26 protein-coding genes and 1 tRNA gene are annotated in these 25,286 nt (G+C 68.5%); 13 read left to right on the plus strand and 14 right to left on the minus strand.

Annotated elements, in window-relative coordinates:
- Position 1: 1 nt before the first annotated feature.
- The 3 genes from H623_RS0109615 to H623_RS0109625 form a co-directional block, all read right to left on the minus strand.
- The gene (locus H623_RS0109615) at positions 2-499 is read right to left on the minus strand and encodes an HNH endonuclease (RefSeq protein ID WP_022900729.1); all 498 of its coding nucleotides are present in this window, start codon (positions 497-499) and stop codon (positions 2-4) included.
- Positions 500-826: 327 nt separating this feature from the next.
- On the minus strand, positions 827-1,594 hold the full coding sequence (locus tag H623_RS19015) for a C40 family peptidase (protein ID WP_051143185.1): 768 nt from the start codon (positions 1,592-1,594) through the stop codon (positions 827-829).
- Between the two features lie 377 nt (positions 1,595-1,971).
- Positions 1,972-2,664 carry an iron-dependent transcriptional repressor DtxR gene (locus H623_RS0109625; RefSeq protein WP_022900731.1) on the minus strand — a complete coding sequence of 231 codons (693 nt, stop codon included), beginning with the start codon at positions 2,662-2,664 and terminating at the stop codon, positions 1,972-1,974.
- A 147-nt stretch (positions 2,665-2,811) separates the two neighbouring features.
- On the opposite strand from H623_RS0109625, the gene serC reads away from it, so the two are divergent.
- Both serC and H623_RS0109635 read left to right on the plus strand, forming a co-directional pair.
- Complete coding sequence (gene serC / locus H623_RS0109630) at positions 2,812-3,921, plus strand: phosphoserine transaminase (protein ID WP_022900732.1); 1,110 nt, start codon at positions 2,812-2,814, stop codon at positions 3,919-3,921.
- 17 nt (positions 3,922-3,938) lie between these two features.
- The gene (locus H623_RS0109635; protein ID WP_022900733.1) at positions 3,939-4,211 is read left to right on the plus strand and encodes a DUF2530 domain-containing protein; all 273 of its coding nucleotides are present in this window, start codon (positions 3,939-3,941) and stop codon (positions 4,209-4,211) included.
- Between the two features lies 1 nt (position 4,212).
- Here the strand turns inward: H623_RS0109635 and H623_RS19020 are convergent, their stop codons facing one another.
- Entirely contained in the window at positions 4,213-4,728 is a 516-nt protein-coding gene (locus tag H623_RS19020; RefSeq protein WP_022900734.1) for a DUF3027 domain-containing protein, read from the minus strand.
- A complete protein-coding gene (locus tag H623_RS0109645; protein ID WP_022900735.1) occupies positions 4,721-5,101 on the minus strand; it encodes a cold-shock protein in 381 nt (126 codons plus the stop codon). Before H623_RS0109645 ends, H623_RS19020 begins: the two co-directional genes overlap by 8 nt.
- A 65-nt stretch (positions 5,102-5,166) precedes the next feature.
- Here H623_RS0109645 and H623_RS19025 point away from each other — a divergent pair, with 65 nt between their 5' ends.
- The 3 genes from H623_RS19025 to H623_RS0109660 are packed head-to-tail and all read left to right on the plus strand — an operon-like array spanning position 5,167 to position 8,980.
- A complete protein-coding gene (locus H623_RS19025) occupies positions 5,167-5,433 on the plus strand; it encodes a hypothetical protein (RefSeq protein WP_033371778.1) in 267 nt (88 codons plus the stop codon).
- 36 nt (positions 5,434-5,469) lie between these two features.
- A complete protein-coding gene (locus H623_RS0109655; protein WP_022900737.1) occupies positions 5,470-7,308 on the plus strand; it encodes a helicase-associated domain-containing protein in 1,839 nt (612 codons plus the stop codon).
- Between the two features lie 31 nt (positions 7,309-7,339).
- Positions 7,340-8,980, plus strand: a complete 1,641-nt coding sequence (locus H623_RS0109660) for a DNA repair helicase XPB (RefSeq protein WP_022900738.1) — start codon at positions 7,340-7,342, stop codon at positions 8,978-8,980.
- Positions 8,981-9,000: 20 nt separating this feature from the next.
- Here H623_RS0109660 and H623_RS0109665 read toward each other — a convergent pair whose 3' ends face one another.
- The 3 genes from H623_RS0109665 to H623_RS0109675 are packed head-to-tail and all read right to left on the minus strand — an operon-like array spanning position 9,001 to position 11,922.
- Positions 9,001-9,795, minus strand: coding sequence for a dihydrofolate reductase family protein (locus H623_RS0109665; protein ID WP_033371780.1), 795 nt, complete (start codon positions 9,793-9,795; stop codon positions 9,001-9,003).
- Positions 9,785-10,690: a dihydropteroate synthase gene (gene folP, locus H623_RS0109670; protein WP_022900740.1), complete on the minus strand. Its 906-nt coding sequence runs from the start codon at positions 10,688-10,690 to the stop codon at positions 9,785-9,787. Before folP ends, H623_RS0109665 begins: the two co-directional genes overlap by 11 nt.
- On the minus strand, positions 10,687-11,922 hold the full coding sequence (locus H623_RS0109675) for an NAD(P)/FAD-dependent oxidoreductase (RefSeq protein WP_022900741.1): 1,236 nt from the start codon (positions 11,920-11,922) through the stop codon (positions 10,687-10,689). Before H623_RS0109675 ends, folP begins: the two co-directional genes overlap by 4 nt.
- 247 nt (positions 11,923-12,169) lie before the next feature.
- On the opposite strand from H623_RS0109675, the gene H623_RS0109680 reads away from it, so the two are divergent.
- From H623_RS0109680 to H623_RS0109695, 4 genes are all read left to right on the plus strand, one after another.
- The gene (locus H623_RS0109680; RefSeq protein WP_022900742.1) at positions 12,170-12,862 is read left to right on the plus strand and encodes a response regulator transcription factor; all 693 of its coding nucleotides are present in this window, start codon (positions 12,170-12,172) and stop codon (positions 12,860-12,862) included.
- A 38-nt stretch (positions 12,863-12,900) separates the two neighbouring features.
- Positions 12,901-14,775: a HAMP domain-containing sensor histidine kinase gene (locus tag H623_RS22200; protein WP_022900743.1), complete on the plus strand. Its 1,875-nt coding sequence runs from the start codon at positions 12,901-12,903 to the stop codon at positions 14,773-14,775.
- A 167-nt stretch (positions 14,776-14,942) separates the two neighbouring features.
- A complete protein-coding gene (locus H623_RS0109690; RefSeq protein ID WP_022900744.1) occupies positions 14,943-16,415 on the plus strand; it encodes an ATP-binding protein in 1,473 nt (490 codons plus the stop codon).
- Between the two features lie 199 nt (positions 16,416-16,614).
- Entirely contained in the window at positions 16,615-16,905 is a 291-nt protein-coding gene (locus tag H623_RS0109695) for a WXG100 family type VII secretion target (protein ID WP_022900745.1), read from the plus strand.
- 79 nt (positions 16,906-16,984) lie between these two features.
- On the opposite strand, the gene groL is transcribed toward H623_RS0109695, so the two are convergent.
- The 4 genes from groL to H623_RS19035 form a co-directional block, all read right to left on the minus strand.
- Positions 16,985-18,607: a chaperonin GroEL gene (gene groL / locus H623_RS0109700; RefSeq protein ID WP_022900746.1), complete on the minus strand. Its 1,623-nt coding sequence runs from the start codon at positions 18,605-18,607 to the stop codon at positions 16,985-16,987.
- Positions 18,608-18,847: 240 nt separating this feature from the next.
- Positions 18,848-19,051, minus strand: coding sequence for a cold-shock protein (locus H623_RS0109705; RefSeq protein WP_022900747.1), 204 nt, complete (start codon positions 19,049-19,051; stop codon positions 18,848-18,850).
- A gap of 157 nt (positions 19,052-19,208) precedes the next feature.
- Positions 19,209-19,769 carry a LytR C-terminal domain-containing protein gene (locus H623_RS0109710; protein WP_022900748.1) on the minus strand — a complete coding sequence of 187 codons (561 nt, stop codon included), beginning with the start codon at positions 19,767-19,769 and terminating at the stop codon, positions 19,209-19,211.
- A gap of 63 nt (positions 19,770-19,832) precedes the next feature.
- Positions 19,833-20,087 (minus strand): DUF3263 domain-containing protein, encoded by a 255-nt coding sequence (locus H623_RS19035; RefSeq protein ID WP_022900749.1) that lies wholly within the window; start codon positions 20,085-20,087, stop codon positions 19,833-19,835.
- 203 nt (positions 20,088-20,290) lie between these two features.
- Here H623_RS19035 and msrB point away from each other — a divergent pair, with 203 nt between their 5' ends.
- Both msrB and H623_RS19040 read left to right on the plus strand, forming a co-directional pair.
- Complete coding sequence (gene msrB, locus H623_RS0109720) at positions 20,291-20,707, plus strand: peptide-methionine (R)-S-oxide reductase MsrB (protein ID WP_022900750.1); 417 nt, start codon at positions 20,291-20,293, stop codon at positions 20,705-20,707.
- Entirely contained in the window at positions 20,708-21,253 is a 546-nt protein-coding gene (locus tag H623_RS19040; protein ID WP_022900751.1) for a nitroreductase family protein, read from the plus strand.
- A gap of 151 nt (positions 21,254-21,404) precedes the next feature.
- Here H623_RS19040 and H623_RS0109730 read toward each other — a convergent pair.
- Together H623_RS0109730 and H623_RS19045 are read right to left on the minus strand one after the other, a co-directional pair.
- Positions 21,405-21,477, minus strand: a tRNA-Thr gene (locus H623_RS0109730).
- Positions 21,478-21,543: 66 nt separating this feature from the next.
- On the minus strand, positions 21,544-22,491 hold the full coding sequence (locus H623_RS19045; RefSeq protein WP_022900752.1) for a DsbA family protein: 948 nt from the start codon (positions 22,489-22,491) through the stop codon (positions 21,544-21,546).
- A gap of 300 nt (positions 22,492-22,791) precedes the next feature.
- Between H623_RS19045 and H623_RS0109745 the strand changes: the two genes are divergently transcribed.
- Together H623_RS0109745 and H623_RS0109750 are read left to right on the plus strand one after the other, a co-directional pair.
- Positions 22,792-23,886: an ABC transporter ATP-binding protein gene (locus tag H623_RS0109745; RefSeq protein WP_022900753.1), complete on the plus strand. Its 1,095-nt coding sequence runs from the start codon at positions 22,792-22,794 to the stop codon at positions 23,884-23,886.
- Positions 23,887-23,990: 104 nt separating this feature from the next.
- Positions 23,991-25,283: a DUF4032 domain-containing protein gene (locus tag H623_RS0109750; RefSeq protein WP_022900754.1), complete on the plus strand. Its 1,293-nt coding sequence runs from the start codon at positions 23,991-23,993 to the stop codon at positions 25,281-25,283.
- The last annotated feature ends 3 nt before the right edge of the window (positions 25,284-25,286 follow it).

Consider the following 25,286-nt stretch of genomic DNA (forward strand, 5'->3'; position numbering starts at 1 on the left):
CTCACGCCGCCGGCGCGAGGTACCCCTGCCACGCCGGCAGCGCGTGCTCGACTCCGCGCACCATCCAGGCGGGGTCGTGCGGCATGCGCGGGGTGAACGCGAGCGACCAGCCCATCTCGGCAGCGGTGCGATCGCCCTTCACGTTGTTGCACCGCAGGCAGCAGGCCACGAGATTGTCCCAGGAGTCAGCTCCCCCGCGCGACTTGGGCAGCACATGGTCGATGGTCGCCGCCGACTTGCCGCAGTACGCGCAACGATGCCCGTCCCGGCGCAGCACGCCGCGACGCGAGACCGGAACCGCACGCCCGTGCGGCAGGCGCACGTAGCGCGTGAGCAGGATGACGGAAGGTCTGTCGTAGACGACGTCGACGCCCCAGACCGGATGCTCGACATCGACCTCCACGATCGTCGCCTTCGCGCTCATCACGAGCGCGAGCGCCCGCTTGAAGCTGACGACGGCCAGCGGTTCGTATCCTGCATTCAGCACCAGTGTGCGCATCGACGTCCTCTCGATTCACCGGAATGGCTTCCCGGTTCTCGCGTTCGTCTCGCGTCACGGCTCGCAAGCCGCCGCGGCAGTCGCAGACAACAAAAAAGGCGCCGTCAGGATGACGACGCCTAGTGCTTCCACGCACAGTGGTGGTGGAAGCAGTGGTGGCTGTGGTGCCGCAGGGTTCCCACTGGTGGGTCCTTCCGGGTCGATGATACGAACGAACGGTGTCAGGGCATCAGAGTAACGCAGGATCGGCGTACCACGTCGTTGTGGCACGCCGATCGCTGGGCTGTGCGGGCCGGCGTTCTCCCGGCGTTCGCCCCGATTCGCCGCTCAGATACCGAACCTGACGACCCAGTAGTCGTCCGTCCACAGGGGACGCACGCTGATGCTGCGCCCGACATCCGGTGCATCGAGGATGTTGCCGTTGCCGGCGTAGAAGCCGACGTGGCTGCCCATGGCGATCACGTCTCCCGGGACGGCGTCGGCGATGGAGATGCGCGTCCCCATGTTTCCGATGGCCGTCGCCGAGTGCGGCAGCGAGATGCCGAACTGCGCATAGACGAACATCACGTAACCGGAGCAGTCGAAGCCGGCCGGAGTGTCGCCGCCGTACACGTACGGGACGCCGATGTACTGCTGCGCGACGGAATACACCTGGGCGAGGCTGAAGTTCGGATAAGGCGGGTTGGCCAGGTAGTCCGCTGCGCTCGGACCGGTGTACGACGCCGCGTACGTCTGCATCTGTGCGGCAGCGACGGCGCGCTCCGCGGCTGCCTTCTTGTCGGCGAGCTCCTGCTCGGTCGTGGCGCTGAAGGTGTCCTTCGTGGTCACCGGCTCATCGATGGCCTTCGACACGCGTACGGACTGGGCGTTCGTCTTCTTCAGGTCGTCGATCACCGAGCTGTGACCGAAGGATGCCTGGTTCGATTCCGTGGGATTGAACGCGTATGCGGGGATCGCGATCGTCGCGACGATGCCGCCGGCGATCGCCATCACCGCCAGGTTCACCAGCGGGCGCAGCCGGCGCTTGCGCTTGGTCGATGCGGGTTTCGCGGCCGACGCGGTGCGGGGAGCCGAGGCGACAGCGTCGCGGTGCATGGTGCGATGAGCACTGACGTTCTGAGATGAGCGGAGACTGCGGCGCGATACGAATGCCTCGTTCGAGGAGTCGCTCGCGGAGAGTGATGAGGTACTCGGGTGTGAAGCACTCGGGTCAGAAGTACTCGGGTCAGGGTCCTCGGGGAGGCCGCTCGTACCTAATGTTGCCAAGGTGTGAACCTCCGGCGCTCCGGACGGCACTAGGTAGCCACCCCGCCCCAAATCTCTTGCGAGTTCGGCTTCACATGCTCAAGAGACGGGCTAGGGGAGCGTCTTGAGCCGGGTCCGTCGACCGGCTTCTGGTCTGTGGACTCGTACGACGATACGGGACCGTTATGGTTTTGTCACATCGTTTTCGGCGCGTTTCACGCCGCAGCTCACGCGTCGACGAAGATGTGGCCCGCCACGTCGGCCGGCAGGTCGATCCCCTCCGGGTAGCCGTCGATCCGGATCAGAACCGAGGAGCCCGTCCTCGAGAACGTGCCGGAGGAACCGGGGAAGACACCGGCTTGACGCAGTTGCGCCAGAAGCTCCGGCTCGAACTGCACCGGCTCGCCGAGCCGGCGGATGGTGCCGGTGACGGGTTCGTGGGAGGCGGCGGTGACATCCACCGTGCTGCGCACGCCGTCGAGGAAGACGCGGTGCAGGTCGACGCCCTCGTCTTCGATGGTCGGGATCGGCGTTCCGTAGGGCGTCTCGGTCGGGTGGCCCAGAATGTCGAGGATCTTGTGCTCGACCTGCTCGCTCATCACGTGCTCCCACCGGCACGCCTCCTCGTGCACGTACTCCCACTCCAGGCCGATCACGTCGGAGAGCAGTCGTTCGGCGAGGCGGTGCTTGCGCATCACGTGCACGGCCCGGCGGCGCCCCTCCGGCGTGAGCACGAGGTGACGATCGTCCGAGACGACGACGAGCCCGTCGCGCTCCATGCGCGCGACCGTCTGGGACACCGTCGGCCCCGAGTGACCGAGACGCTCCGAGATGCGCGCGCGCAGCGGCACGATGTTCTCCTCTTCGAGGTCCAGGATCGTGCGCAGGTACATCTCGGTGGTATCGACGAGATCGGTCATCGCTTCCCCTTGCATGTGGCAGTTCTCGTGCGCCCTCAGGCGCGCGGTGGCGCGGATCGAGGCACTCCTTCCAGCCTACCCGCGGGGCCTGACGATCCCCGCTCGTGCGGCGCGGGCGGATGCCACGGCGCGGCTAGAATCGACGCCATGCCCATCGCGATCCCCGAGTCCCTCCTGCCCGCCGACGGCCGCTTCGGTGCCGGCCCCTCCCGGGTTCGCGCCGCTCAGGTGGATGCGCTGGTCGCGGCGCAAGCGACGCTGCTCGGGACATCCCATCGCCAGGCGCCGGTGCGCTCGCTCGTGGGTCGGGTACGCGAGGGTCTCGAGGCACTGTTCCGCCTCCCCGACGGCTACGAGGTGATCCTCGGAAACGGCGGCTCCACGGCCTTCTGGGACGCCGCCGCGTTCGGGCTCATCGAGAACCGCGCCGAGAACCTGGTCTACGGCGAGTTCAGCCAGAAGTTCGCCAAGGCCGCCTCGGCGCCGTGGCTGACGGCGCCGCACATCGTCGAGGCCCCGGTCGGCTCGCGCAGCACTCCGGAGCCGGTCGAGGGCGTGGATGTCTACGCCTGGCCGCACAACGAGACGTCGACGGGCGTGATGGCCCCGGTGCGCCGCGTGCAGGCGGACGACGGCGCTCTGACCGTCATCGACGCCACGAGCGGTGCAGGCGGAATCGATGTCGACATCGCCGAGTCCGACGTCTACTACTTCGCGCCTCAGAAGAACTTCGCCTCGGACGGCGGCCTGTGGCTCGCGCTGTTCTCTCCCGCCGCGCTCGAGCGCGTGGAGAAGATCGCGGCGTCCGGTCGGTACATCCCCGACTTCCTCAGCCTCAAGCAGGCCGTCACGAACTCCCGCCTGAACCAGACGCTGAACACGCCGGCCCTGGCGACGCTCGTCATGCTCGAGACGCAGATCCGCTGGATCAACGCGAACGGTGGCCTCCCCTGGGCGGCCGCGCGCACGCGCGAGTCCTCGGGCGCGCTCTACGAGTGGGCGGAGCGGGTCGACTACGCGCAGCCGTTCGTCACCGACCCCGAGCACCGCTCGCAGGTCGTCGTGACCATCGACTTCGACGAGGTGGATGCCTCGCGCGTCGCCGCCACCCTACGCGAGAACGGCGTCGTCGATGTCGAGCCGTACCGCAAGCTCGGCCGCAACCAGCTGCGCGTCGCCACGTTCGCCGCTGTCGAGCCGGACGATGTGCGTGCGCTGATCCGCTGCATCGAGTACGTGGTCGAGCACCTCGGCTGAACGGGACCGGCCCTCTCATGCGCGTGTGGCTGAAGGACAGCGAGCGGCTCCCCGATCCGCCGCCGATGAAGACCGACGATCGGGCGGCGTTCCTGGTCGGCACCGTGCTGTGGATCGTCGCCGCCGTGCTGGCCGCCGTGTTCGCGCAGCCGCTCGCCGCGCACGGCGCCAGCTGGGTGATCGCGATGGCGCTCGTCGGCGTCGGGACCGGACTGTTGGGGCTCGTCTACACCCAGTTGAGGAGAACGCGGTCCGCCAGGACCCCATCCGAACGAGCGTCGCGGCGCTGACTCACTCTTCTTCGTCGTGCGGCTCGAAATCGACGCCGTCGAGGTCTCCACCATCGACATCCACGCCATCGATATCCACGCCGTCGAGGTCGTCGTCCTCGTCGGTCTCGTCCTCGTCGATCCCGTCCCCGTCCGGCTCGCCTTCGGCCGCAGTGTCGTGGGATGCCTCGCCTTGGGACTCCCCCGCCGCCCGCGCCACCTCCTGCGCGGCCTGGTATTCAGCGAGCCGCTCCGACCACGGAACCCAGTCCGGCGCCAGCAGAGCCTCATCGCCCGGCAGCAGCTCGGCCTCGAGCACGACAGGCTCGGACTCCTCGTCCACGCGCGCCAGGGTGACCGTCCAGTGCCAGCCCGGGTAACCGAGCAGGCGGCACTCGAACAGCAGGGAGAGCACGTGCTCCCCCTCCACGACATGGCCGGCGATCCGCCCGACGCTCGAGGAGGGCGTGATCTCCAGGAGAGCGGCTTTGGCCACGTCGTGCGCCTCGAGCAGGCGCTTGTCGGGGGTGTCAGACATCCAGATCGTCCGCCACCTTGCGCAGCACGGCCGCGATCTTGCGACCGTGAGCGGCATCGGGGTAACGGCCGCGCTTGAGCCCGGCACCGATCCCGTCGAGCAGCTTGACGAGGTCTTCGATGATCACCGCCATGTCGTCGGCCGACTTGCGGTTCATCTTCGTCAGAGACGGCGAGCGCTCGAGAACGCGGACCGAAAGCGCTTGCGCGCCGCGCTTGCCCTCGGCGACCCCGAACTCCAGCCGGGTGCCCGCCTTCACGACGGCACCGGTGGGCAGGGCCGACGCGTGGAGGAACACTTCGCCACCGCCGTCTTGGGCGATGAAGCCGAAGCCTTTCTCCTCGTCGTAGAACTTGACCTTGCCGGTCGGCATGCGAGACCTCTTTCGCAGGGGGTGAGCCGTGTGCAACGTCAATTATCCTTGATTCCGTGACCGAGATGACCCCGCAGCCCGTATCCCGCCTTCAACGGGCGCTGGCCTTCATCGCGGCGGGGCTGGTGATCCTCTCGCTGGCCTGCTTCTTCGTGCTGATGATCGGCACCTGGCTCGGCGCTGGGCCGGCCCAGGGCTCCGGCGAGGGCATCTGGCCGACGGTCGAGCTTCTGCCTCTGGCCGCCCTGCCGCTCGCGTTCGTGCTCATCATCGTTCTTCTCGTCGTGAGCATCGTCGGCCGCAGCCGTCAAAACCGGAAGGACGCCCGGTAGGGCGCCGGCCACGAGCGTGACAGGGCCAGAGCCGACATGACAAGCACGCTCACTCTGGCCGAACGGCTCGGTTCGCTCACCGACGCCGAGCTGCACGATCTCATCGACTCGCGCGCTCTCGGCCGCTCCCGTGCCGAGGACTTCTTCGACCTCGCCGACGCCCTGCTGGAGCCGTACTCGGTGCAGCGCGCGCTCTCCCCTCTCGACCGGCCCACGCTGGCGACCCTGGCCGCCGTGATCGACGCCGGAGGCACAGCCGATGCCGACCAGGTGGCGAAACACCTGGCAGCGTGGGGCGACGCGGATGCCTCGGCCTCCGACGCCGACGCCCGTCTCGATGCGCTCGTGGCCGCGTTCCTCGCCGAGCGCACCTCGCCTCAGGTCGCGCTCTACCCCGGAATCGCGTCGCGCTTCGAGGCGTGGCTGGAGGGCGACGGGCTCAGCGGAGCGCGACTGGCGGCATCCGGCAAGCCGGCCGCGCTGGCGAGCGTGCCCGATGTGGAGCGCCGGTTCGTGGACCGCCTCGCGGCCGAACGCGCATTCGTCGCCGCCGGAGCCGTCGCCGAGTTCGTGTACGAGCTGGAACGGGAGCCGGCCCGCGAGCTGCAGAAGGGCGGCCTCGCGCTTCCGGACACACGCCGGCTCGCCACGGCGCTCGGCATCGAGCCGCTGCAGGTCGCGACCGTGCACTGGTTCGCGCGTGGCACCGGGCTGGTCGCGCGCGAGGGCTCCGTGTGGCTGCCGACCACGGACGCCGAGGCCTGGGCGTCCCTGTCGACGCCAGGGCGATGGGCACGGCTCGCCGCGACCTGGCTCGAGTCGGTGCCCGAGGACATCCGCCCGCTCATGGTCGAGCGCGCCCACGCGGCGTGGGGCGACGCGCTGCGCGGCTATGCCCGCTGGCGCTACCCGGCGGCCGACGCGACGCTCGACCGGCGCGTCGACGAGGTCGAGGACCACGCCGAGTTCCTCGGCATCACGGCGCGCACCGCGCCCAGCACCGCGGGCGTCACGTTGCTGACGCGGGGCCCGGATGCCGCCGCCGACGTCGTGCGCGCCGCGTTCCCTTCCGAGGTCGACCGCGTGTACGTGCAGAACGATCTCTCGATCGTGGCGCCCGGGCCGCTCGTGCCGTCGCTCGACGCGCGCCTGCGGACCCTCGCCGACGTGGAGGGCACGGGGCTGGCCGCCAGTTTCCGTGTCTCGCCGTCGTCTCTGCACCGCGCCATCGCCGCCGGCGAGACGGCCCGGTCGCTGCGCGAGTTCATCGGCGCGATCTCGCTCACCGGGCTCCCGCAGCCGGTGGCCTATCTCATCGACGAGGCCGCGGCCCGGTACGGACGTGTGCGCGTGCGCAGCGCGGCGAGCGGCAGCGTCGTGCATTCCACCGATGACCAGCTGTTGCGCACCATCGGCGTCGACCAGACGCTCTCCGCGCTGGCGCTGCGCAACGAGACGGACGGGACGCTGAGCAGCCGGTTCCCGATCGACGTGGTCTACTGGGCGCTCGTCGACGCCCACTACGCGGTCGTGGCGGAGGACGCGGAGGGCCGTCAGCTGCGCGTGCGACGCAGGCTCGGGCATCCCGAACCGCACGACGACACGGACGACGCCGCAGATCTGGTCGCCCGGCTCCGCACTGCCGCCACCACAGACGGGGACGGCGCTGCGGCCTGGCTCCACCGGCAGCTGGAGTCGGCCGTGCGGTCCCGCACCGTGGTCACCGTGACGGTTGCGCTGCCCGACGGCCGTGAGCACGACTACACGCTGGAACCGACCGGGCTCGGCGGCGGACGCCTCCGCGGCCGCGATCGCGCCAGCGACATCGAGCGCACGCTGCCGGTGTCGAGCATCAGGGCAGTCCGCACGCAGTGACATCGCGGCGCCCGGCCTAGACTCGTCTGTTATGTCCGACGGCCCCCTCATCGTGCAGAGCGACCGCACCGTGCTGCTCGAGGTGGCGCACCCCGATGCCGAGGATGCCCGACACGACCTGGCGACCTTCGCCGAGCTCGAGCGCGCTCCCGAGCACATCCACACGTACCGCATCACGCGACTCGGACTGTGGAACGCCCGCGCGGCCGGCCACCGGGCATCCGACATGCTTGCCACCCTCGAGCGGTACTCGAAGTTCCCGATCCCGCAGACGGTCTCCGTCGACATCGAAGAGACCGTGGCCCGGTACGGCCGACTGGTCATCGAGCGCGACGATGACGGCGTGCTCGTGCTGCGCAGCAGCGACGAGGCCGTGCTGCGCGAGGTCTCGGGCGCCAAGAAGGTGGCGCCTCTGCTGCTCGAGCACCGCGACGACGGTGCCTACGTCGTCGCGGCCTGGGCCAGGGGGCACCTCAAGCAGGAGCTCGTGAAGCTCGGCTGGCCGGCCGAGGACCTCGCGGGCTACAGCCCGGGGACTCCACACGAGATCGCGCTCGACGAGAGCGACTGGCATCTGCGCGACTATCAGGCGAAGGCCGTCGACAACTTCTTCCAGGGGGGCTCGGGCGTGGTGGTGCTGCCGTGCGGCGCGGGCAAGACGCTGGTGGGGGCTGGCGCGATGGCGATCGCGAAGACGACGACGCTCATCCTGGTCACGAACACGGTCTCGGCCCGGCAATGGCGCGATGAGCTGCTGCGGCGCACGAGCCTCACGGCCGAGGAGATCGGCGAATACTCGGGCCAGGTCAAGGAGATCAAGCCGGTCACGATCGCGACGTACCAGATCCTCACCGCCAAGCGGAAGGGGCAGTACGCGCACCTCAGCCTGCTCGACGCGCTCGATTGGGGCCTCATCGTCTACGACGAGGTGCACCTGCTGCCGGCACCGGTCTTCAAGCTCACGGCGGAGCTGCAGGCGCGCAGACGGCTGGGGCTGACCGCCACGCTCGTGCGCGAAGACGGCCGAGAGGGCGACGTGTTCTCGCTGATCGGCCCGAAGAGGTTCGATGCGCCGTGGAAAGAGATCGAGTCGCAGGGCTTCATCTCCCCCGCCGCGTGCTACGAGGTGCGCATCGACCTGCCCGGTTCCGAGCGGCTCTCGTACGCCGCGGCCCCCGACGACGAGCGATACCGGCTCGCGGCCACGGCGCCGGCGAAGCTCGACGTGGTCCGCTCGCTGGTGAAGCGGCACGCGGGCGAGCGCATCCTGGTCATCGGCCAGTATCTCGACCAGATCGACGAACTGGCCGATGCCCTGAACGCGCCATCGCTCACCGGCTCCACTCCCGTGGACGAACGCGAACGCCTCTACCAGGAGTTCCGCGACGGGACGACGCCGGTGCTGGTGGTGAGCAAGGTGGCGAACTTCTCCGTGGATCTCCCCGAGGCGACGGTCGCCGTGCAGGTGAGCGGTTCCTACGGCTCCCGGCAGGAGGAGGCGCAACGCCTCGGCCGCCTGCTGCGTCCGAAGGAATCCGGTCTCTCGGCCAACTTCTACACGCTCGTCGCCCGCGACACCGTGGATCAGGACTTCGCGCAGAACCGGCAGCGCTTCCTCGCCGAGCAGGGCTACAGCTACACGATCGTGGACGCGAAGGATCTCGCCGCCTAGCCGGCCCCCTGCACCGTGTCTCAGCCGTTTCGGCCCGCGCCGTCTCGGTCCGCGCCTCGCTCGGCGAGATAGCGCAGTAGGAGCGTGTCCTCACCGGAGAGGACCGTGTCGAGTCGCATGCGCGTCGTCAGATCCGCGGCTCCGCCGGTGATGCGCGGTCCATGCCCGCCGACGAGCAGCGGAGACAGTGTGAGGCAGAGCTCGTCGACCGCGTCGACGGCCGCGAGCGCTGCGAACAGTGTCGGCCCGCCCTCGCAGTGCACGCGCGGCAGTCCGATCGCCGCCAGCGCCCCCGCGATCGCGCCCGTGTCCACGGACTCCGCGCCGCACTCGACAATGTCGGCGACGCGTGCGAAACGCACTCCGTCGTCCGCGGCCGCCTTGCGCGAGGTGATCAGCAGGGGCCGGGTCACGGCGTCGGCGAACACCGCGTCGTCCGCGTCGAGCGCCAGCCGGTTGGAGACGATCGCCAGCCGCGGCTGGGCGGCCAGGCCGTGCGCCGTGCGCCACTGCGCGGAGACCGCATCGACGCTCATGCCGGCGTAGCCCTCGGCGCGGATCGTGCCAGCGCCCACGAGCACCACGTCGCACAGCCGGCGCAGCACGTCGAACACGCGACGGTCCGCGGCATCCGACAGGCCTCCCGACCGCCCGTCACGCGTGGCGCCGCCGTCGAGACTCGACACGAAGTTGACGCGCAGCCACGATGCCCCTGCGTTCTCGTAGCAGGCTGCGAGCGCGTCGTCGTCCAGGTCGGCCGTCGCCCGGTCATCCGCCGGAAGAAGCCGGCGAAGCCCCACCTCGTCACTCTTCATTGAAGTCCCCCATGTTGTGCTTCAGGTATGCGGGCTGCCGAAAACCGAGGATCGCCTCCGTCATGTGCACGGCCGCGACGGACTCCCGCACGTTGTGCATGCGCACGATGCGCGCGCCCTGCGTGATGCAGAAGACCGCAGCTGCCAGAGACCCTTCGAGCCTCTCGGAGCGCTCCGCGTCGAGCGTCTCGCCGATGAAGTCCTTGTTCGACACCGCGGCGAGCGCGGGCAGGCCGATCGCGGCGATCTCATCGAAGCGGCGGGTCACCTCGAGGCTGTGCAGCGTGTTCTTGTTGAGGTCGTGTCCGGGGTCGACGATGAGCCGCTCCTCAGGCACGCCGAGCGAGACGGCGAACGCGGCACGGTCGCGCAGAAAGGACACGACCTCGTCGACCACGTCGTCGTACTGCGGCCTCGGGTAGACCGTGCGCGGGGCCGCGAGGCTGTGCGTGATCACGAGCGTGGCGTCGCTGTCGGCCACCGCCCCGGCCATGCCGGGATCGTGGATGCCCGTGGTGTCGTTGATCACGTCGGCTCCGGCCGCGATCGCGTGCCTGGCCACCTCCGCGTCGAACGTGTCCACCGAGATGACCACGTCGGACTCCCGGCGCAACGCCTCCACGACCGGAACGACGCGTGCGATCTCCTCTTCCACCGGCAGCGGGGGCCCCGGTTTGAACGGCACGCCGCCGATGTCGATCCAGTCGGCTCCCCGCGCCGCAGCCGCCAGACAGGCCTGCACGGCCTGATCGAGCGCGAAGGTCGCTCCTCGGTCGTAGAACGAGTCCGGCGTGCGGTTCACCACGGCCATGATGGCGATCTGCCGGGAGAAGTCGAAGGTGCGCGCGCCGATGGTGCGCACCGGATGCCGCAGGGGCGGAAGGCAGGCGCTCACGCGTCGGCCGCCAGGTCGCCGAGCGGAACATCCGGATCCGCCAACCGCGCCTCGTCGACGGGCCGGCCTGAGCGGATCAGCGCCTGCACCTGGTCGTTCACGTCCCACACATTGACGTTCATACCCGCCACGACGGCGCCGTTCGGCGCCACCCAGAACGAGACGAACTCACGGCCTGCCAGATCGCCGCGGTACACCACGTGCGCGTCTTTCATCAGCGGGGCGTAGCCGGAGAATTCCATGCCCAGATCGAACTGGTCCGTGTAGAAGTACGGAATGTCGTCGTAATCCACGCCGCGGTCGATCATGTTCAGCGCGGCCGTGCGTCCCGTGCCGATCGCGTTCGCCCAGTGCTCGCTGCGCAGCCGCTGACCGAGAACGGGATGGAACGGATTCGCGGCGTCGCCGACCGCGAAGACGCCGTCGGCGCCCGTGCGCATGCCGGCGTCGACCAGGATGCCGGTGCTCGCGTCGAGCCCGGCGTCCTCGGCCAGAGACGTGAGCGGCACCGCGCCGATGCCGATCACCACCACGTCGGCATCGACCACACCGCCGTCGTACTCGACACCGGTGACCCGTCCGCCTTGCACCCGCAAGCCGCTCACTCCCACGCCACGGACGAGTCGCACGCCGTGGTCGAGGTGCAGGCTCGCGAAGACCTCGCCGAGCTCGTCGCCGAGAGCACTCGACAGCGGCACCTGCGCGTGCGAGACGACGGTCACCTCGTTGCCGAACCCGCGTACGGTCGCCGCCACCTCCATGCCGATCCACCCCGATCCGACCACGACGACGCGTTTGTCGCCGGCCGCCGTCGCCTCGTGGATGGCGCGCGAGTCCTCGATGCTCCGCAGATAGTGGATGCCATCCGCGTCCGCCCCGGGAATCTCGAGCGTGCGCGGGGTCGCGCCGGTGGCGATCAGGAGCTTCTCGAACGGTACCCGGGCGCCACCTTCGAGCACGAGCGCGCGATCCGCCAGGTCCAGCTCGCGCGCGTGCTGCCCCGAGCGCACGTCGACATCGTGGTCGTGCCACCAGTCCTCCGGCTGCACCCAGAGTTCGGAATCGTCGTACGACGCGAGATAGGCCTTCGAGAGCGGCGGCCGGATGTACGGCTTGTGCGCTTCGGCGGCGATCAGCGTGAGGTGGCCCTCGAATCCCTCCTCACGGAGTGTGCTGGCAGCCGTACCCGCGGCGAGCCCGCCGCCCACGATGACGAATTCGCGTTCAGACATCCTTGACTCTTCCTCTCCGCAACGACGCCGGCGGTGTGCCGTCCAGCGTGACCCATCCGGGGTCATAGCGCCGTCGTCTTCGATTCTTCAGCACCGGCCACTTTCGGGGTACCTTTTGCCTTCGGCTTGCCCTCGGCGGGCGCCGTAAAGACCCGAGCGGGTCTAACGGTTCGCGCACGCACAGCTCACAGGATCTCCCACGACAGACTCACAGGTCAGGCTCAGCCAACGCGCAGAGACTGGGCGCATGAGCCCCGGACCTCGCATTCTGATCGTCGACGACGAGCCCAACATCCGCGACCTCCTCACCACCAGCCTGCGCTTCGCCGGTTTCGCTGTGCGAGCGGTCGGCAACGGCGCCCAGGCGATCAGCGCCGTGCTCGAGGAGGAGCCCGATCTGATCATCCTCGACGTCATGCTTCCGGACATGAACGGATTCGGCGTGACCAAGCGTCTTCGCGGGGCCGGTTACACCGCTCCCATCCTCTTTCTGACTGCCAAAGACGACACGGAGGACAAGATCACCGGGCTCACGGTCGGCGGCGACGACTACGTCACCAAGCCGTTCAGCCTCGACGAGATCGTCGCTCGCATCAAGGCCATTCTGCGACGCACGATGCAGGCCGACGACGATGCGATCATCCGCGCCGGCGAACTGACCATGGACCAGGACACGCATGAGGTATTCGTCGGTGACACACAGATCGAGCTGAGCCCCACGGAGTTCAAGTTGCTGCGCTATCTCATGCTCAACCCGAACCGCGTGCTGTCGAAGGCGCAGATCCTCGACCACGTCTGGGAATACGACTTCAACGGTGATGCCGGCATCGTCGAGAGCTACATCTCGTACCTGCGCCGCAAGGTGGATGCCCACTCCAGCGAGCCGCTGATCCAGACCAAGCGCGGCTTCGGTTACATGCTCAAGGCCGCCAAGTCGTAGACGAAGCCTCCCAGCCGCCCCGCATAGGCTCTCCTTTCGTGAGCACCGTGTTCGATCGCTGGAACTCGATCTCGCTGCGCACGAAGATCACGGGTGTCACCGTGCTCGTGCTCACGTTCGGGCTGCTCGTCGCCGGACTCGGAACGATGCTGTTGTTCAAACCGGTGCTCATCTCGCTCTTCGACCAGCAACTCGAGTCCATTGCGGCGCAGCCGGACAGCATCAACGCCATCCTTCCCGGTCAGGCGGACACGAGTACTGGACCCGTACTCGGCCAGGGCACCACAGCGAGCTACTACGTGGTGCTGTACGGCGCCGACGGCGTTCCGATGGCGGAGAACTGGAGCTCCGTCTCCGATGAGAAGAAGCCGGCGGTGCCGAGCACGCTCTCCCTCGAGGAAGGCGCCGCGTGCGCCAACCAGGGCCCGGGCTGGCTGCCGAGCCGCGACGGCACCGGGTCGTTCCGCAGCGTCTGCGCGGTCGTGCAGCTGACGGGCACCACTCCCACCTACGGCACGGCGATCATCGCCATCTCGACGGCTCCGCTGGACAACACCCTGACCAGCTACCTCTCCATCTTCTTCAGCTTCGGCGTCATCGTCGTGATCATCGGGGCATTCCTCACCCGCGCGCTCGTCACGACCACGTTCCGTCCGTTGCGCGAGGTCGAGCGCACGGCCGCCGAGATCGCCGACGGCGACTTCAGCCAGCGCCTCGGCGGCGCCACCCCGAACACCGAAGTGGGCCGGCTGAACCGTTCGCTGAACACCATGCTGAACCGCATCGACCGCGCATTCAAAGACCGAGCTCGCACCATCGAGCAGATGCGGCGCTTCGTCGGGGATGCCAGCCACGAGCTCCGCACACCACTCGTGTCGGTGCGCGGTTACGCCGAGCTGTATCGGATGGGCGCCCTGCAGTCGCCGGACGAGATCGCGCAAGCCATGGAGCGCATCGAGAAGGAGGCCGTGCGCATGGGCCTCCTGGTCGAAGACCTGCTGGAGCTGGCCAGGCTCGACGAGACCAAACCGCTCAATCTCGCGGTCGTCGACCTCGTGCCGCTGGCGCACGATGCCGCGCTGGATGCGAACGCGGGCAACCCCGACCGCACCGTCTCGGTGACGCTCGCACTTCCGCCGCTGCCTCCGCCGCCGCCTGGGCTCTCGACCGCGGGCGAGGAGGGCCAGGGCTCCCAGGGCCAGGGCGCTCAGGGCCAGGGCTCTCAGGCGCACTCCGACGAGGAGCAGGCGTCCACCGGTACGCGCCAGGTCGCCGCCCGCAACGGACGCGTTCCGTCTGCGGCCAGAGGTCAGGGAACGGCGAAGAGCCCGAACCCGGCGAAGAACCCGAATTCAGCGAAGAACCAGAGCGCGACAGGTCCCATCGGTTTCGCCGGGTCCGCGTTGGCGAGGCTGCGGCGTCGACAGCGCCGGAGCGACCCCGACCTGGAGACCGCACCCCTCGAGCTCTCCGAGATCCCGGAGCCGCCGACGGTGCGCGCCCTGGTGATGGCGGAGGAGAACAAGCTGCGGCAGGTTCTGGCGAACCTCATCGCGAACGCGGTGCGCTACACGCCGCAGGGCAGCCCGATCGAGATCGGTGTCGCGGTCGAGCCGGACCGCGAGGCCGCCGTGCTCTCCGTGATCGACCATGGCGAGGGCATCCCGCCGCAGATCAGGGAGAAGATCTTCCAGCGGTTCTGGCGCGCCGACACCTCGCGAACGCGCGAGACCGGCGGCAGCGGGCTCGGGCTGGCGATCGTGGCCTCCATCGTGGATGCCCACCGCGGCACCGTGGACGTGGTGGAGACACCGGGAGGCGGCGCGACGTTCCGTGTCTCGCTTCCGCTCGTGCGGTCCCCGCACGCGCCGCAGCCCGATGAACCCGCGGTCGATGAACAGGACGCCGGCTGAGCGGCGGGAGTAGCGAGCCCTCCCGCTCCGGCAAGGATGATGCTGCCGCACCCCTCCGGCTATGGCAAGGCTCGTACGCGTGTACCTCTCCCCTTTCGGCAACGCCGTTTACCGTCTCGCCGGCGGTTCGCGGCCTCGCGCAGGCTTTCGGCGGTTAGCGTGGCCGGATGCGCGACGACGAGCTGCGACGGCTTCTGACGGAGAGCAATCCGTGGTGGACGGCCGCGGCCCGCGGCGCGGATCCCACGTCGTGGGTGGCCGGCAACCGCACCTTGCGTGAACGCACCCGGTACGAACTCGGCTATCGCAGCGGCATCCTCGCCGACATCGCGAGCGCCGAGCCTGACGGTCGCCTCGTCGTGCTGACCGGGCCGCGTCGCATCGGCAAGTCCGTGGCGCTCCTGGATGCCGCGGCCGACCTCTGCACGCTGCCCGGCCTCGACCCGCGGCAGATCATCTACGTGCCGTGTGACACGATGCGCGGCCGCGACGTCACGCGTACGCTCACGCTGGCCCGCATGCTCACCCGGTCGCTCGACCAGCCGGCGACGCGCCCCCGGGTGTGGCTGTTCGACGAGATCAGCATGGTGAGCGGCTGGACCAGCGCACTCAAGCTCGCGCGCGACACCACCGCGTTCGGCGACGACTCCGTCGTGGTCACGGGCAGCCGCTGGGCGCAGTCGGAAGACATTCAGGGCAACCTGCTCGCGGGACGGGCGGGCGCCAGCGGCACCCATCGCATCCGTCAGCTGCTGCCGATGTCGTTCCGCGACTTCCTGACCGCCGCCTATCCCGAGCTGCCGACGCCGGCGATCGTGAATCCCGCGCGCCTGCAGGGCGAGGATGCCCGCGCCGCCCTCGACGCGCTGCAGTTCGTCGTCGACGACCTCGATCTGGCCTGGCAGGACTACCTCACGTGCGGCGGGTTTCCACGGGCGGTGTTCGAGCACACCCGGGCCGGCGCCGTCTCCGACGGCTATGCGCGTGACCTTCACGCGTGGCTACGCCGCGATGTCGATCCGGACGCCCCCATCAACACCACGACCACGCTGTTGCGCGGTGTCGGCGACCGCATGAGCGCACCGATCAACCTCACGCAGTCGGCGAGCGACCTCGGGTACGCGAATCGCCCGACGTTCACCGCCCGCGTCGAACGGCTCATCAGCACCCACGCGGCGCTCCGCTGCAATCAGGTTCGGGACCGCGGAGAACGCGTGGTGGGCGCGCACTACAAGCTCTACCTCACCGATCCCCTGTTGTCGTGGATCCCCTCGATCATCTCCCCCGGTCTGCCCGTGCCCGACTACACGCGACTCACAGAGGCCGCGCTGGGCGTCACACTGGCTCGCGCCATCGAGGCACTCGACGAGGGACGGTGGCTCTCGGACGACGCCATTGGCTACGCGCGCACGGAGTCCAACAACGAGGTCGACTTCGCTCCGGTGCGCGTTCCGGTCGCGGGAACGCACTCGCTCACGGTGCCGATCGAGGCCAAGTGGGTGGATGCCGGCTGGCGAGGCGAAGCGCGCGTGATCGACGGCAAGTACGGCCGGGGCATCCTCGCCACGAAGTCCGTGCTCGACACCGACGGCGGCGTGTGGGCAGTGCCCGCACCGCTCGTGGCGCTGCTGCTGGCGTGAGCCGTCGCATCCGCCGTGATCTGCGCGTCTCGCCATCTGCGTCCGGCCATCTCTGCATCCGGCGATTTGTGCGTCCGGCGATCTCTGCGTCCCCCGACGCGTTGAAGGCCCGGGCATCCCCGGATCGACTCGAGTGCAGCCGTTCGCGCCGGAGTGTTCCGTAGCCTCGTGCCACCGCACGCAACGAGGAGGAACCACCATGACCACATACCGCGTCGACAGCGACCAGATGCTCGCGGCCACTGCCGCAGTGCGCGGCTCGATGAGCCGCATCCAGAGCGAGGTCGCCGGCCTGCTCGGCCAGCTCACGGGACTGCAGGGAACGTGGAGCGGCCACGCCGCCGAGTCGTTCCAGGGCGTCGTGACTCAGTGGCGCGCCACCCAGCAGCAGGTCGAGGAGTCGCTCGACGCCATCAACCAGGCGCTCGGGCAGGCGGGCCAGCACTACGCCGAGGTCGAGCTGACCAACGCGAAGCTGTTCGCCGTCTAGGTCTGAGAACGGCCTGCGCGCCGGAACGCAAGAAGGGCGCCCCGAGGGGCGCCCTTCCGTGTGGTGCGTGATGCGGACTCTAGAAGTCCATTCCGCCGCCGGCCTCGCCGCCGGGAACCGGAGCAGCCTTCTCCGGCTTGTCGGCGACGACCGCCTCGGTGGTGAGGAACAGGCCCGCGATGGATGCCGCGTTCTGCAGAGCGGAGCGCGTCACCTTGGCCGGGTCGATGATGCCCTGCTCGAGCAGGTCGCCGTACTCGCCGCTGGCCGCGTTCAGGCCGTGACCGGCCGGAAGCTCGGAGACCTTCGCCGCGACGACGCCCGGCTCGAGGCCCGCGTTGAGAGCGATCTGCTTGAGGGGCGCCTCGATGGCGACCTTGACGATGTTCGCGCCGGTCGCCTCGTCGCCGCTCAGCTCGAGGGTCGCGAACGCCTGCTTGCCGGCCTGGATCAGGGCGACGCCACCGCCGGCGACGACACCCTCTTCCACGGCGGCCTTGGCGTTGCGCACGGCGTCTTCGATGCGGTGCTTGCGCTCCTTGAGCTCGACCTCGGTGGCCGCGCCCGCCTTGATGACGGCCACGCCGCCGGCGAGCTTGGCGAGACGCTCCTGGAGCTTCTCGCGGTCGTAGTCGCTGTCGGTGTTCTCGATCTCGTTGCGGATCTGCTGCACACGACCGGCGATCTGCTCCGGGTCGCCCGCGCCCTCGACGATGGTGGTCTCGTCCTTGGTGATGACGACCTTGCGAGCCTGGCCGAGCAGGTCGAGGGTGACGTTCTCGAGCTTGAGACCGACCTCCTCGCTGATGACCTGGCCGCCGGTGAGGATCGCGATGTCCTGCAGCTGAGCCTTGCGACGGTCGCCGAAGCCCGGCGCCTTGACGGCGACGGACTTGAAGATGCCGCGGATCTTGTTGACGATCAGCGTGGCCAGAGCCTCGCCGTCCACGTCTTCGGCGATGATCAGGAGCTGCTTGCCTGCCTGGATCACCTTGTCGACGATGGGCAGAAGGTCCTTGATGTTCGAGATCTTCTGGTTCGCGATGAGGATGTACGGGTCTTCGAAGACCGCTTCCTGGCGGTCGGGGTCGGTGACGAAGTACTGCGACAGGAAGCCCTTGTCGAAGCGCATGCCCTCGGTCAGCTCGAGCTCGGTGCCGAACGTGTTCGACTCCTCGACCGTGACGACGCCTTCCTTGCCGACCTTGTCGATCGCCTCGGCGATGATCGCACCGATCTCGGGGTCGGCCGCGGAGATGGATGCCGTCGCGGCGATCTGCTCCTTGGTGTCGACATCCTGGGCGGCGGCGAGCAGCTGCTCGGTCACCGCGGCGACGGCCTTCTCGATGCCGCGCTTGAGGCTGATCGGGTCGGACCCGGCCGCGACGTTGCGCAGACCCTCGCGCACGAGCGCCTGAGCGAGCACGGTCGCAGTGGTGGTTCCGTCACCGGCCACGTCGTCGGTCTTCTTCGCGACCTCCTTGACGAGCTCTGCGCCGATCTTCTCGTACGGCTCCTCGAGCTCGATCTCCTTCGCGATCGACACACCGTCGTTCGTGATGGTCGGGGCGCCCCACTTCTTCTCGAGCACGACGTTGCGACCGCGCGGTCCGAGGGTGACCTTGACCGCGTCGGCAAGCGTGTTCAAGCCACGCTCGAGGCCGCGACGAGCCTCCTCGTCAAAAGCAATGATCTTTGCCATGTTGTTTCTCGTCCCTCCCGGACGTTACGCGAAAGATTCAACGGTTAGCACTCAGACGAAGTGAGTGCTAAGGACGATTCTGGCACTCGACCACGGGGAGTGCAAGACGAGTGGATGCATGGCGGTGCGCTCTGAGAGAAGTCGTGCCCGGCCGCTGCGCGAGACGGCCCGTCCCGGGGGCGGTTGCTTCCCGGCGCGCAAAAGGGGCGCCGCCGAAGCGACGCCCCTTTCGATTCGTGCTCAGGCCGGTCGGACCGACTCTGCCTGCGGTCCCTTCGATCCAGTGCCGACCTCGAAGGTCACCTGCTGACCCTCTTCGAGGACCTTGTAGCCGTTCATGTCGATTGCGGAGTAATGAACGAAAACGTCCTGTCCCCCACCGTCGACGGTGATGAAGCCGTAGCCCTTCTCAGCGTTGAACCACTTGACGGTTCCGTTCGCCATTTAGTACTCCCAATTGCGCTTGAAGCAACGTCGCGCGTTTTCGCGCGCGTTGAACCCCGATCGTAGCGGTCGCCTGGGATGGGGACGAGAGGTGTTTCCAGATTGAGACAAACGGTTACGTTCGCGATGTGATCGAGAGCTCGCGATGCCGGCGCGTTCACTCCGCCGGGTGGTAATCGGAGCCCAGCACGACCGTGATATCGGCGCCCGACGCCACGAAGTCCTGCGTGACGCGAGTCGGAGCATTCCCGAGCTCCTGCGACACCGCCAGTGCCGCGCCCTCGTTCTTCGCGTCCGAGTAATAGACGGTGGTGGCCGTGATGTCCGTCGAGCTCGCGTTGGCGGGTGTCACGTTCTTCCAGCCCGCGTTCGTCAACGTCGTGGTGACCTCGGTGGCGAGTCCCTCGGTCGTCGTGCCATTCAGCACCATGAGGTTGAGAGCGGGGTTCACGGCAGGCGTGACCGTCGGCGTCGGCGTGGAGGTGGGGGTCGCGGTCGCGGTCGCGGTCTTCGTCCCGAACGGGAAGCCCACGTTCAGCGTGCCGTTGATCGCGAAGATGCCGAGAGCGCCGATCCCGACGATCACGACGGCGATGCCCGCGCACCACGCGACCCAGATCCAGCCGTAGCCCCGGGGACGGGGCGCACGGTGCGCACCGATGCGCTCGATGTCGTCGGGGAGCCGGTCGAAGCGGTCTGCGGGGAATTTCTGAGCCATGGGCGGTTCTTCGTGAGTCCTCGTCTTCGGGCGGCGTGACCGCGGTGGGGTGGTGCGTCGGGCTCACTGCGGCGGGCGGAGTCGATCCGCCCTCGCGGCGAGTCTGGCAGCGCGCACGCGTTGCAGTCGACGCACCAGCATCGGGTCGTGCACGAGTGCGGCCGGCGACTCGATGACCCGGCCGAGGACCTGATAGTACCTGGCCGAGGAAAGACCGAACTGATCGCGGATCGCCTGCTCTTTGTCGCCTGCGTGCTTCCACTGGCGCCGCTCGAAATCGAGGACGGCCCGATCGCGTTCGCTGAGCGCCTCGCCCATCACGCCTCCCGCCGACGACGGACATCCTAGGCGCCGAAGAGCCCACGGCCGCCGCGGCGTGCCGTCGGCGAGGGAAAGAAGGGCAGCTGCGTATCGGCTGCGGCGCCGTCGTAGGCGGAACAGTCCGCGCGTCCGAGTCGTTAACCTGAATGTGCCGATAGGCACCGGCGAGCGCTGCTCGCCACGCAGGAAGGAACCCAGAAATGACGTACGCGGTCTCGAAGTCGAACGAACAATGGCGCGGCGAGCTCTCCGAAGAGCAGTATGCAGTGCTTCGCGAAGCCGCGACCGAGCGCCCGTGGAGCGGCGAGCTGCTCGACGAGGGCCGGGCTGGTGTCTACACGTGTGCCGCGTGCGGCGCCGAGCTGTTCAAGAGCGGCACGAAATTCGATTCCGGGTGCGGCTGGCCGAGCTTCTACGAGTCCGTGCGCCCCGAGGCTGTGCAGTTGCTCGAGGACACCTCGCTCGGCATGGAGCGCACGGAGGTGCGCTGCGCGAACTGCGGGTCGCACCTCGGCCACGTGTTCCCCGACGGCTTCGGCACGCCGACCGGAGACCGCTACTGCATGAACTCTCTCTCGCTCGGCTTCGCCCCGGCCGACACCGCAGAAGACGCGTAAGTGAGCGCGCGCGACGCGCTTTCCGCGCGGCGTTCGCGCTCGAAGGTGACGGATGCCGCGCCTTCCCACGCCGAGATCCTCGCGCTGGTGCAGGCCGCGGCCCGCGTCGCCGATCACAGCGCGTTGCGCCCCTGGCGGCTGATCGAGCTGCGGGGGTCGGCGCGCGACCGGCTCGGAAGGGCGATCGCCGACGCGGAGGGCGCGAGCGAGGCATCCACGAAACCGCTGCGTGCTCCGCTGCTGATCGCCGTGGTCGCTTCGCGTCGCCCCAGTCAGAAGGTCCCGCACTGGGAGCAGGACGCCGTGGCCGCAGGAGTGGCGCACATGCTCAGCCTGCTGCTCGACGAGGCGGGCTGGGGCGTGATGTGGCGTACCGGCCACTACACGAGGTCCGAGCAGGTGGCAGAGTTGCACGGCCTCACCGAGAACGAGCGACTGCTCGGCTGGCTCTACGTCGGCGGCATGCTCGATCGGGGCAAACCCGAGAAGCCGGCCAGGGCTGTGGATGTCGCGGCGCACGTGAGCGTGCTTGCCGAGCAGTCGTGAGCGCTCGATCGGTGCTAGGCGTTGGGCGAAGGGACCTGATGTCGTGCCGATTGCACTCGTCGACGGAGTCATCGTGCCCGCGGCCGCCCCAAGCACTGCCGGAATGACGAAAACGCGAGCAAGAAAGGCGCTCTGACCGGGACTTTTTCTGAGCCGACTGCGGGACTCGAACCCGCAACCTACGCTTTACAAGAGCGTTGCGCTACCGATTGCGCCAAGTCGGCGTGGACGCGTGCGCCCCGGCCCATATTACGCAAAGGTCCGCAGCGCTTTCGCCATGAAGTGAGGACTCAGCCCGCTTTCGTGGCTGTCGGCGTCGGGCTGCCCGTCGGAACCGGCGTGGGCGTGGGCGTCGAGTAGGTGTCGGCCTGAGCCTTCACGATGAAGGCACGGAACTCGTCCGCGTCGTCGAGCGCGCCCTGGTACTGCTTGCCGTTGACGAGCACGAGCGGCGTTCCCTTGAGCTGCTTCACGCTCGAGTTCGGGATCGGCCCGGTCAGCGTTCGGTCGAGGGCGTTCTGCGCCCAGGTGTCGTATCTGCCCTCATCGATGCACTTGGACACGGAGTCGTAGCTGCCCGTTCCTGCCTTCGTGGTCAGCGCCTTTTTGACCAGGCTCTTGAGCTGCTGGTTCGTCAGTCCGGCGGTGTTCTCCTCCGGCTGGTTCTCGAACAGCTCGCGGTTGAAGGTCCAGAACGAGTCGGGGGCGTAGTTCGCAAGGCAGGCGGCCGCGTTGTCGGCGCGCAGCGAATACTTCGTGCCGGCAGAGTGGCTGGCGAGCAGCGGGATCGGATGGATCTCGACCGTCGCGGCTCCGCTCTTGACGAGCTTGCCGATCTGCGCTGCGTTCGTGCGCTCGAACGTTCCGCAGTACGGGCACAGATAGTCGACGTAGGTGACGATGCTGACCTTGCCCGACGAGGCATCCGTCTTGTTCGACACCGGCTTCGCATTCGCGTCGGCGGCGGGTGTGCGCTTCGCCTTGAGGCCCGTGCCGATCAGGATGCCGTCGCTCGCCATGTTCGCCGGCCCGCGCGAGGTCGTGTGGATGGAGGAGACGATCACGACAGCGACCACGGCGGCCGCCGCCACGACGAGCGCGATCACGGTCGAGCGCACGACTGCCTTGCGCCGGCGCTCCTGCTTGCGATGCGCCTCGCGCAGCGCCCGCGCCTTGTCGCGTGCCGCTGCTCGGCGCTCCGAGTTGTTGTTGCGCTGCGCAGGATCGCCCTGGGTCATTGATCTCACTTCGGGTGTGGAACGAGTGCGGGTGCGTTCGGGAAATGCCCCGTCGACGGCAGGTGAACGCACCGACGATCGTAGAGCGGCACTCTGGGAAATGCCCAGACGGAGGCTGGAGGCATGGCGTACAGCGACCGGGCGCCGACTGCGCGACGTGCCTCTGTGCGCGGCGCTCGATTCGCTCCGACGCGGGCCATGCCGTAGCATCACGTGCAGGTCATCGACGACCGATGGCCATACAACATCCATCACAACGGATCGTCCGGCACGTACCTGCCGGTGAAGGAGACATAGAACATGGCAACAGTCACTTTCGACGAGGCGACGCGCATCTACCCCGGTGGCACGCGTCCTGCCGTCGACAAGCTGAACCTCGACATCGCCGACGGCGAGTTCCTCGTGCTCGTCGGCCCCTCCGGATGCGGTAAGTCGACATCGCTCCGCATGCTCGCCGGCCTCGAAGAGGTCAACGAGGGCAACATCTTCATCGGTGACCGCAACGTCACGGACGTTCCGCCGAAAGACCGCGACATCGCCATGGTCTTCCAGAACTACGCTCTGTACCCGCACATGACGGTGGCCGAGAACATGGGCTTCGCGCTCAAGATCGCCGGTGTGAAGAAGGAAGAGCGCGCCAGCCGCGTGCTCGAGGCTGCGAAGCTGCTCGACCTCGAGCCGTACCTGAACCGCAAGCCGAAGGCCCTCTCGGGCGGCCAGCGGCAGCGTGTCGCGATGGGCCGCGCCATCGTCCGCAGCCCCCAGGTGTTCCTCATGGACGAGCCGCTGTCGAACCTCGACGCGAAGCTCCGTGTGCAGACCCGTACGCAGATCGCCTCGCTGACCCGCCGCCTCGGCGTCACCACGGTCTACGTCACGCACGACCAGACGGAGGCCCTGACGATGGGCGACCGCATCGCCGTGCTGAAGGACGGTGTGCTGCAGCAGGTCGGCACCCCGCGCGAGCTGTACGCAGAGCCGAACAACGTGTTCGTCGCCGGCTTCATCGGCAGCCCGGCCATGAACCTGTTCTCGGCCGACGTCGCCGAGGGTGGCATCCAGTTCGGTTCGGCCATCGTCCCGGTGGACCGCGACGTGCTGGCCAAGGCCGGCAAGCAGGTCACCATCGGCGTTCGTCCCGAAGACGTGGTCGTCTCCAACAGCGCCGGCAATGGCCTCACCGTGACCGTCGACCTGGTCGAAGAGCTCGGTGCCGACGGTTACCTCTACGGCCACTCGCAGCTCGATGACAAGCGCATCGACCTCGTCGGTCGCGTCGACGGCCGCGCACACCCGAACGCCGGCGAGACGGTCTACATCACGCCGAAGCCGGGTCACGTGCACCTCTTCGACGCGGAGAGCGGCGAGCGCCTCGGCGGCGCCGTCGTCGACTGATCTTCGCGACACTCCACCATCGCGATCGCCCCGGCCCGAGTCATTCGGGCCGGGGCGATCCGTATGCGCCGCGCCCAGCGCGGTGCGGAATAGGCTGAGTATTCATGGCCGGCTCCGTCAACATCACCGCCGCCACGGTCGATCCCGCTCTGCTGGACCTGCCGTGGAACCTTCCGCTGGACTCGTGGTCCAACGAACACATCGCCCTGCTGCCCAAGGGCATCTCGCGTCACCTCGTGCGGTTCGCCAATCTCTCCGGCTACGTGATCGCCATCAAGGAGACCACGAGCGAGATGGCGCGGCGCGAATACGACATGCTTCGCACACTGCAACGCCTGGACGTGCCGTGTGTGGACCCCGTGGCGGTCATCGAGGGGCGCACCGACGACGACGGCAAGCCGTTGAAGGCGGTGCTGGTCACGCGTCACCTCAAGTTCTCGCTCCCCTACCGGGCGATCTACTCGCAGACGCTGCGCCCCGACACGGCCACGCGCCTCGTCGACGCGCTCGCCGTGCTGCTGGTGCGCCTGCACATGGTGGGCTTCTTCTGGGGCGATGTCTCGCTGTCGAACACGCTCTTCCGACGCGACGCCGGCGCCTTCGCCGCGTATCTCGTGGATGCCGAGACCGGCCAGCTCTACGAGGGCGGGCTCAGCAACGGCCAGCGCGAGAACGACCTGGAGATCGCGCGAGTGAACATCGCGGGCGAGCTGATGGACATCCAGGCCGGCGGGCGGCTCGCAGAAGAGGTCGATCCCGTGCAGATCTCCGGCGGCATCGTGGATGCCTATCGCAAGCTCTGGAAGGAGCTCACCGGCAGCGAATCATTCTCCGCGTCCGAACGGTGGCGCATCGCCGAACGTGTCCGTCGGCTCAACGAGCTCGGCTTCGACATCGAGGAACTCGCCATCCGCACCCGGGAGGACGGCGCGAGCGTGCGCATCCAGCCGAAGGTCGTGGATGCCGGCCACCATCAGCGACGCCTGTTGCGCCTCACGGGCCTCGACACCGGCGAGAACCAGGCGCGCCGCCTGCTGAACGATCTGGACTCGTACGCGGCCACGACCGCCAAGCCCGGCCTGGACGAGGAGGCGATCGCCCACGAGTGGCTGATGCGTGTCTTCGAACCCGTCGTGCGGGCGATCCCCGCCGACCTGCGCGGCAAGCTCGAGCCGGCCGAGGTGTTCCACCAGCTGTTGGACCACCGGTGGTTCATGTCCCAGGAGGAGGGCCGGGACGTTCCCCTCGCCGAATCCCTGACCTCGTACATCAACGATGTGCTCCGACACCGCCGCGACGAGGCCACGGTGATCGCGCCGATGACCGAGGCGATCACGGTGCCGGTTCCGGTGGCGGACGACGAAGACGACGGCGACGACTGGACCTCGAAGGTCTGAGAC

It is taken from the genome of Humibacter albus DSM 18994 (assembly GCF_000421825.1).
Classification (GTDB): domain Bacteria; phylum Actinomycetota; class Actinomycetes; order Actinomycetales; family Microbacteriaceae; genus Humibacter; species Humibacter albus.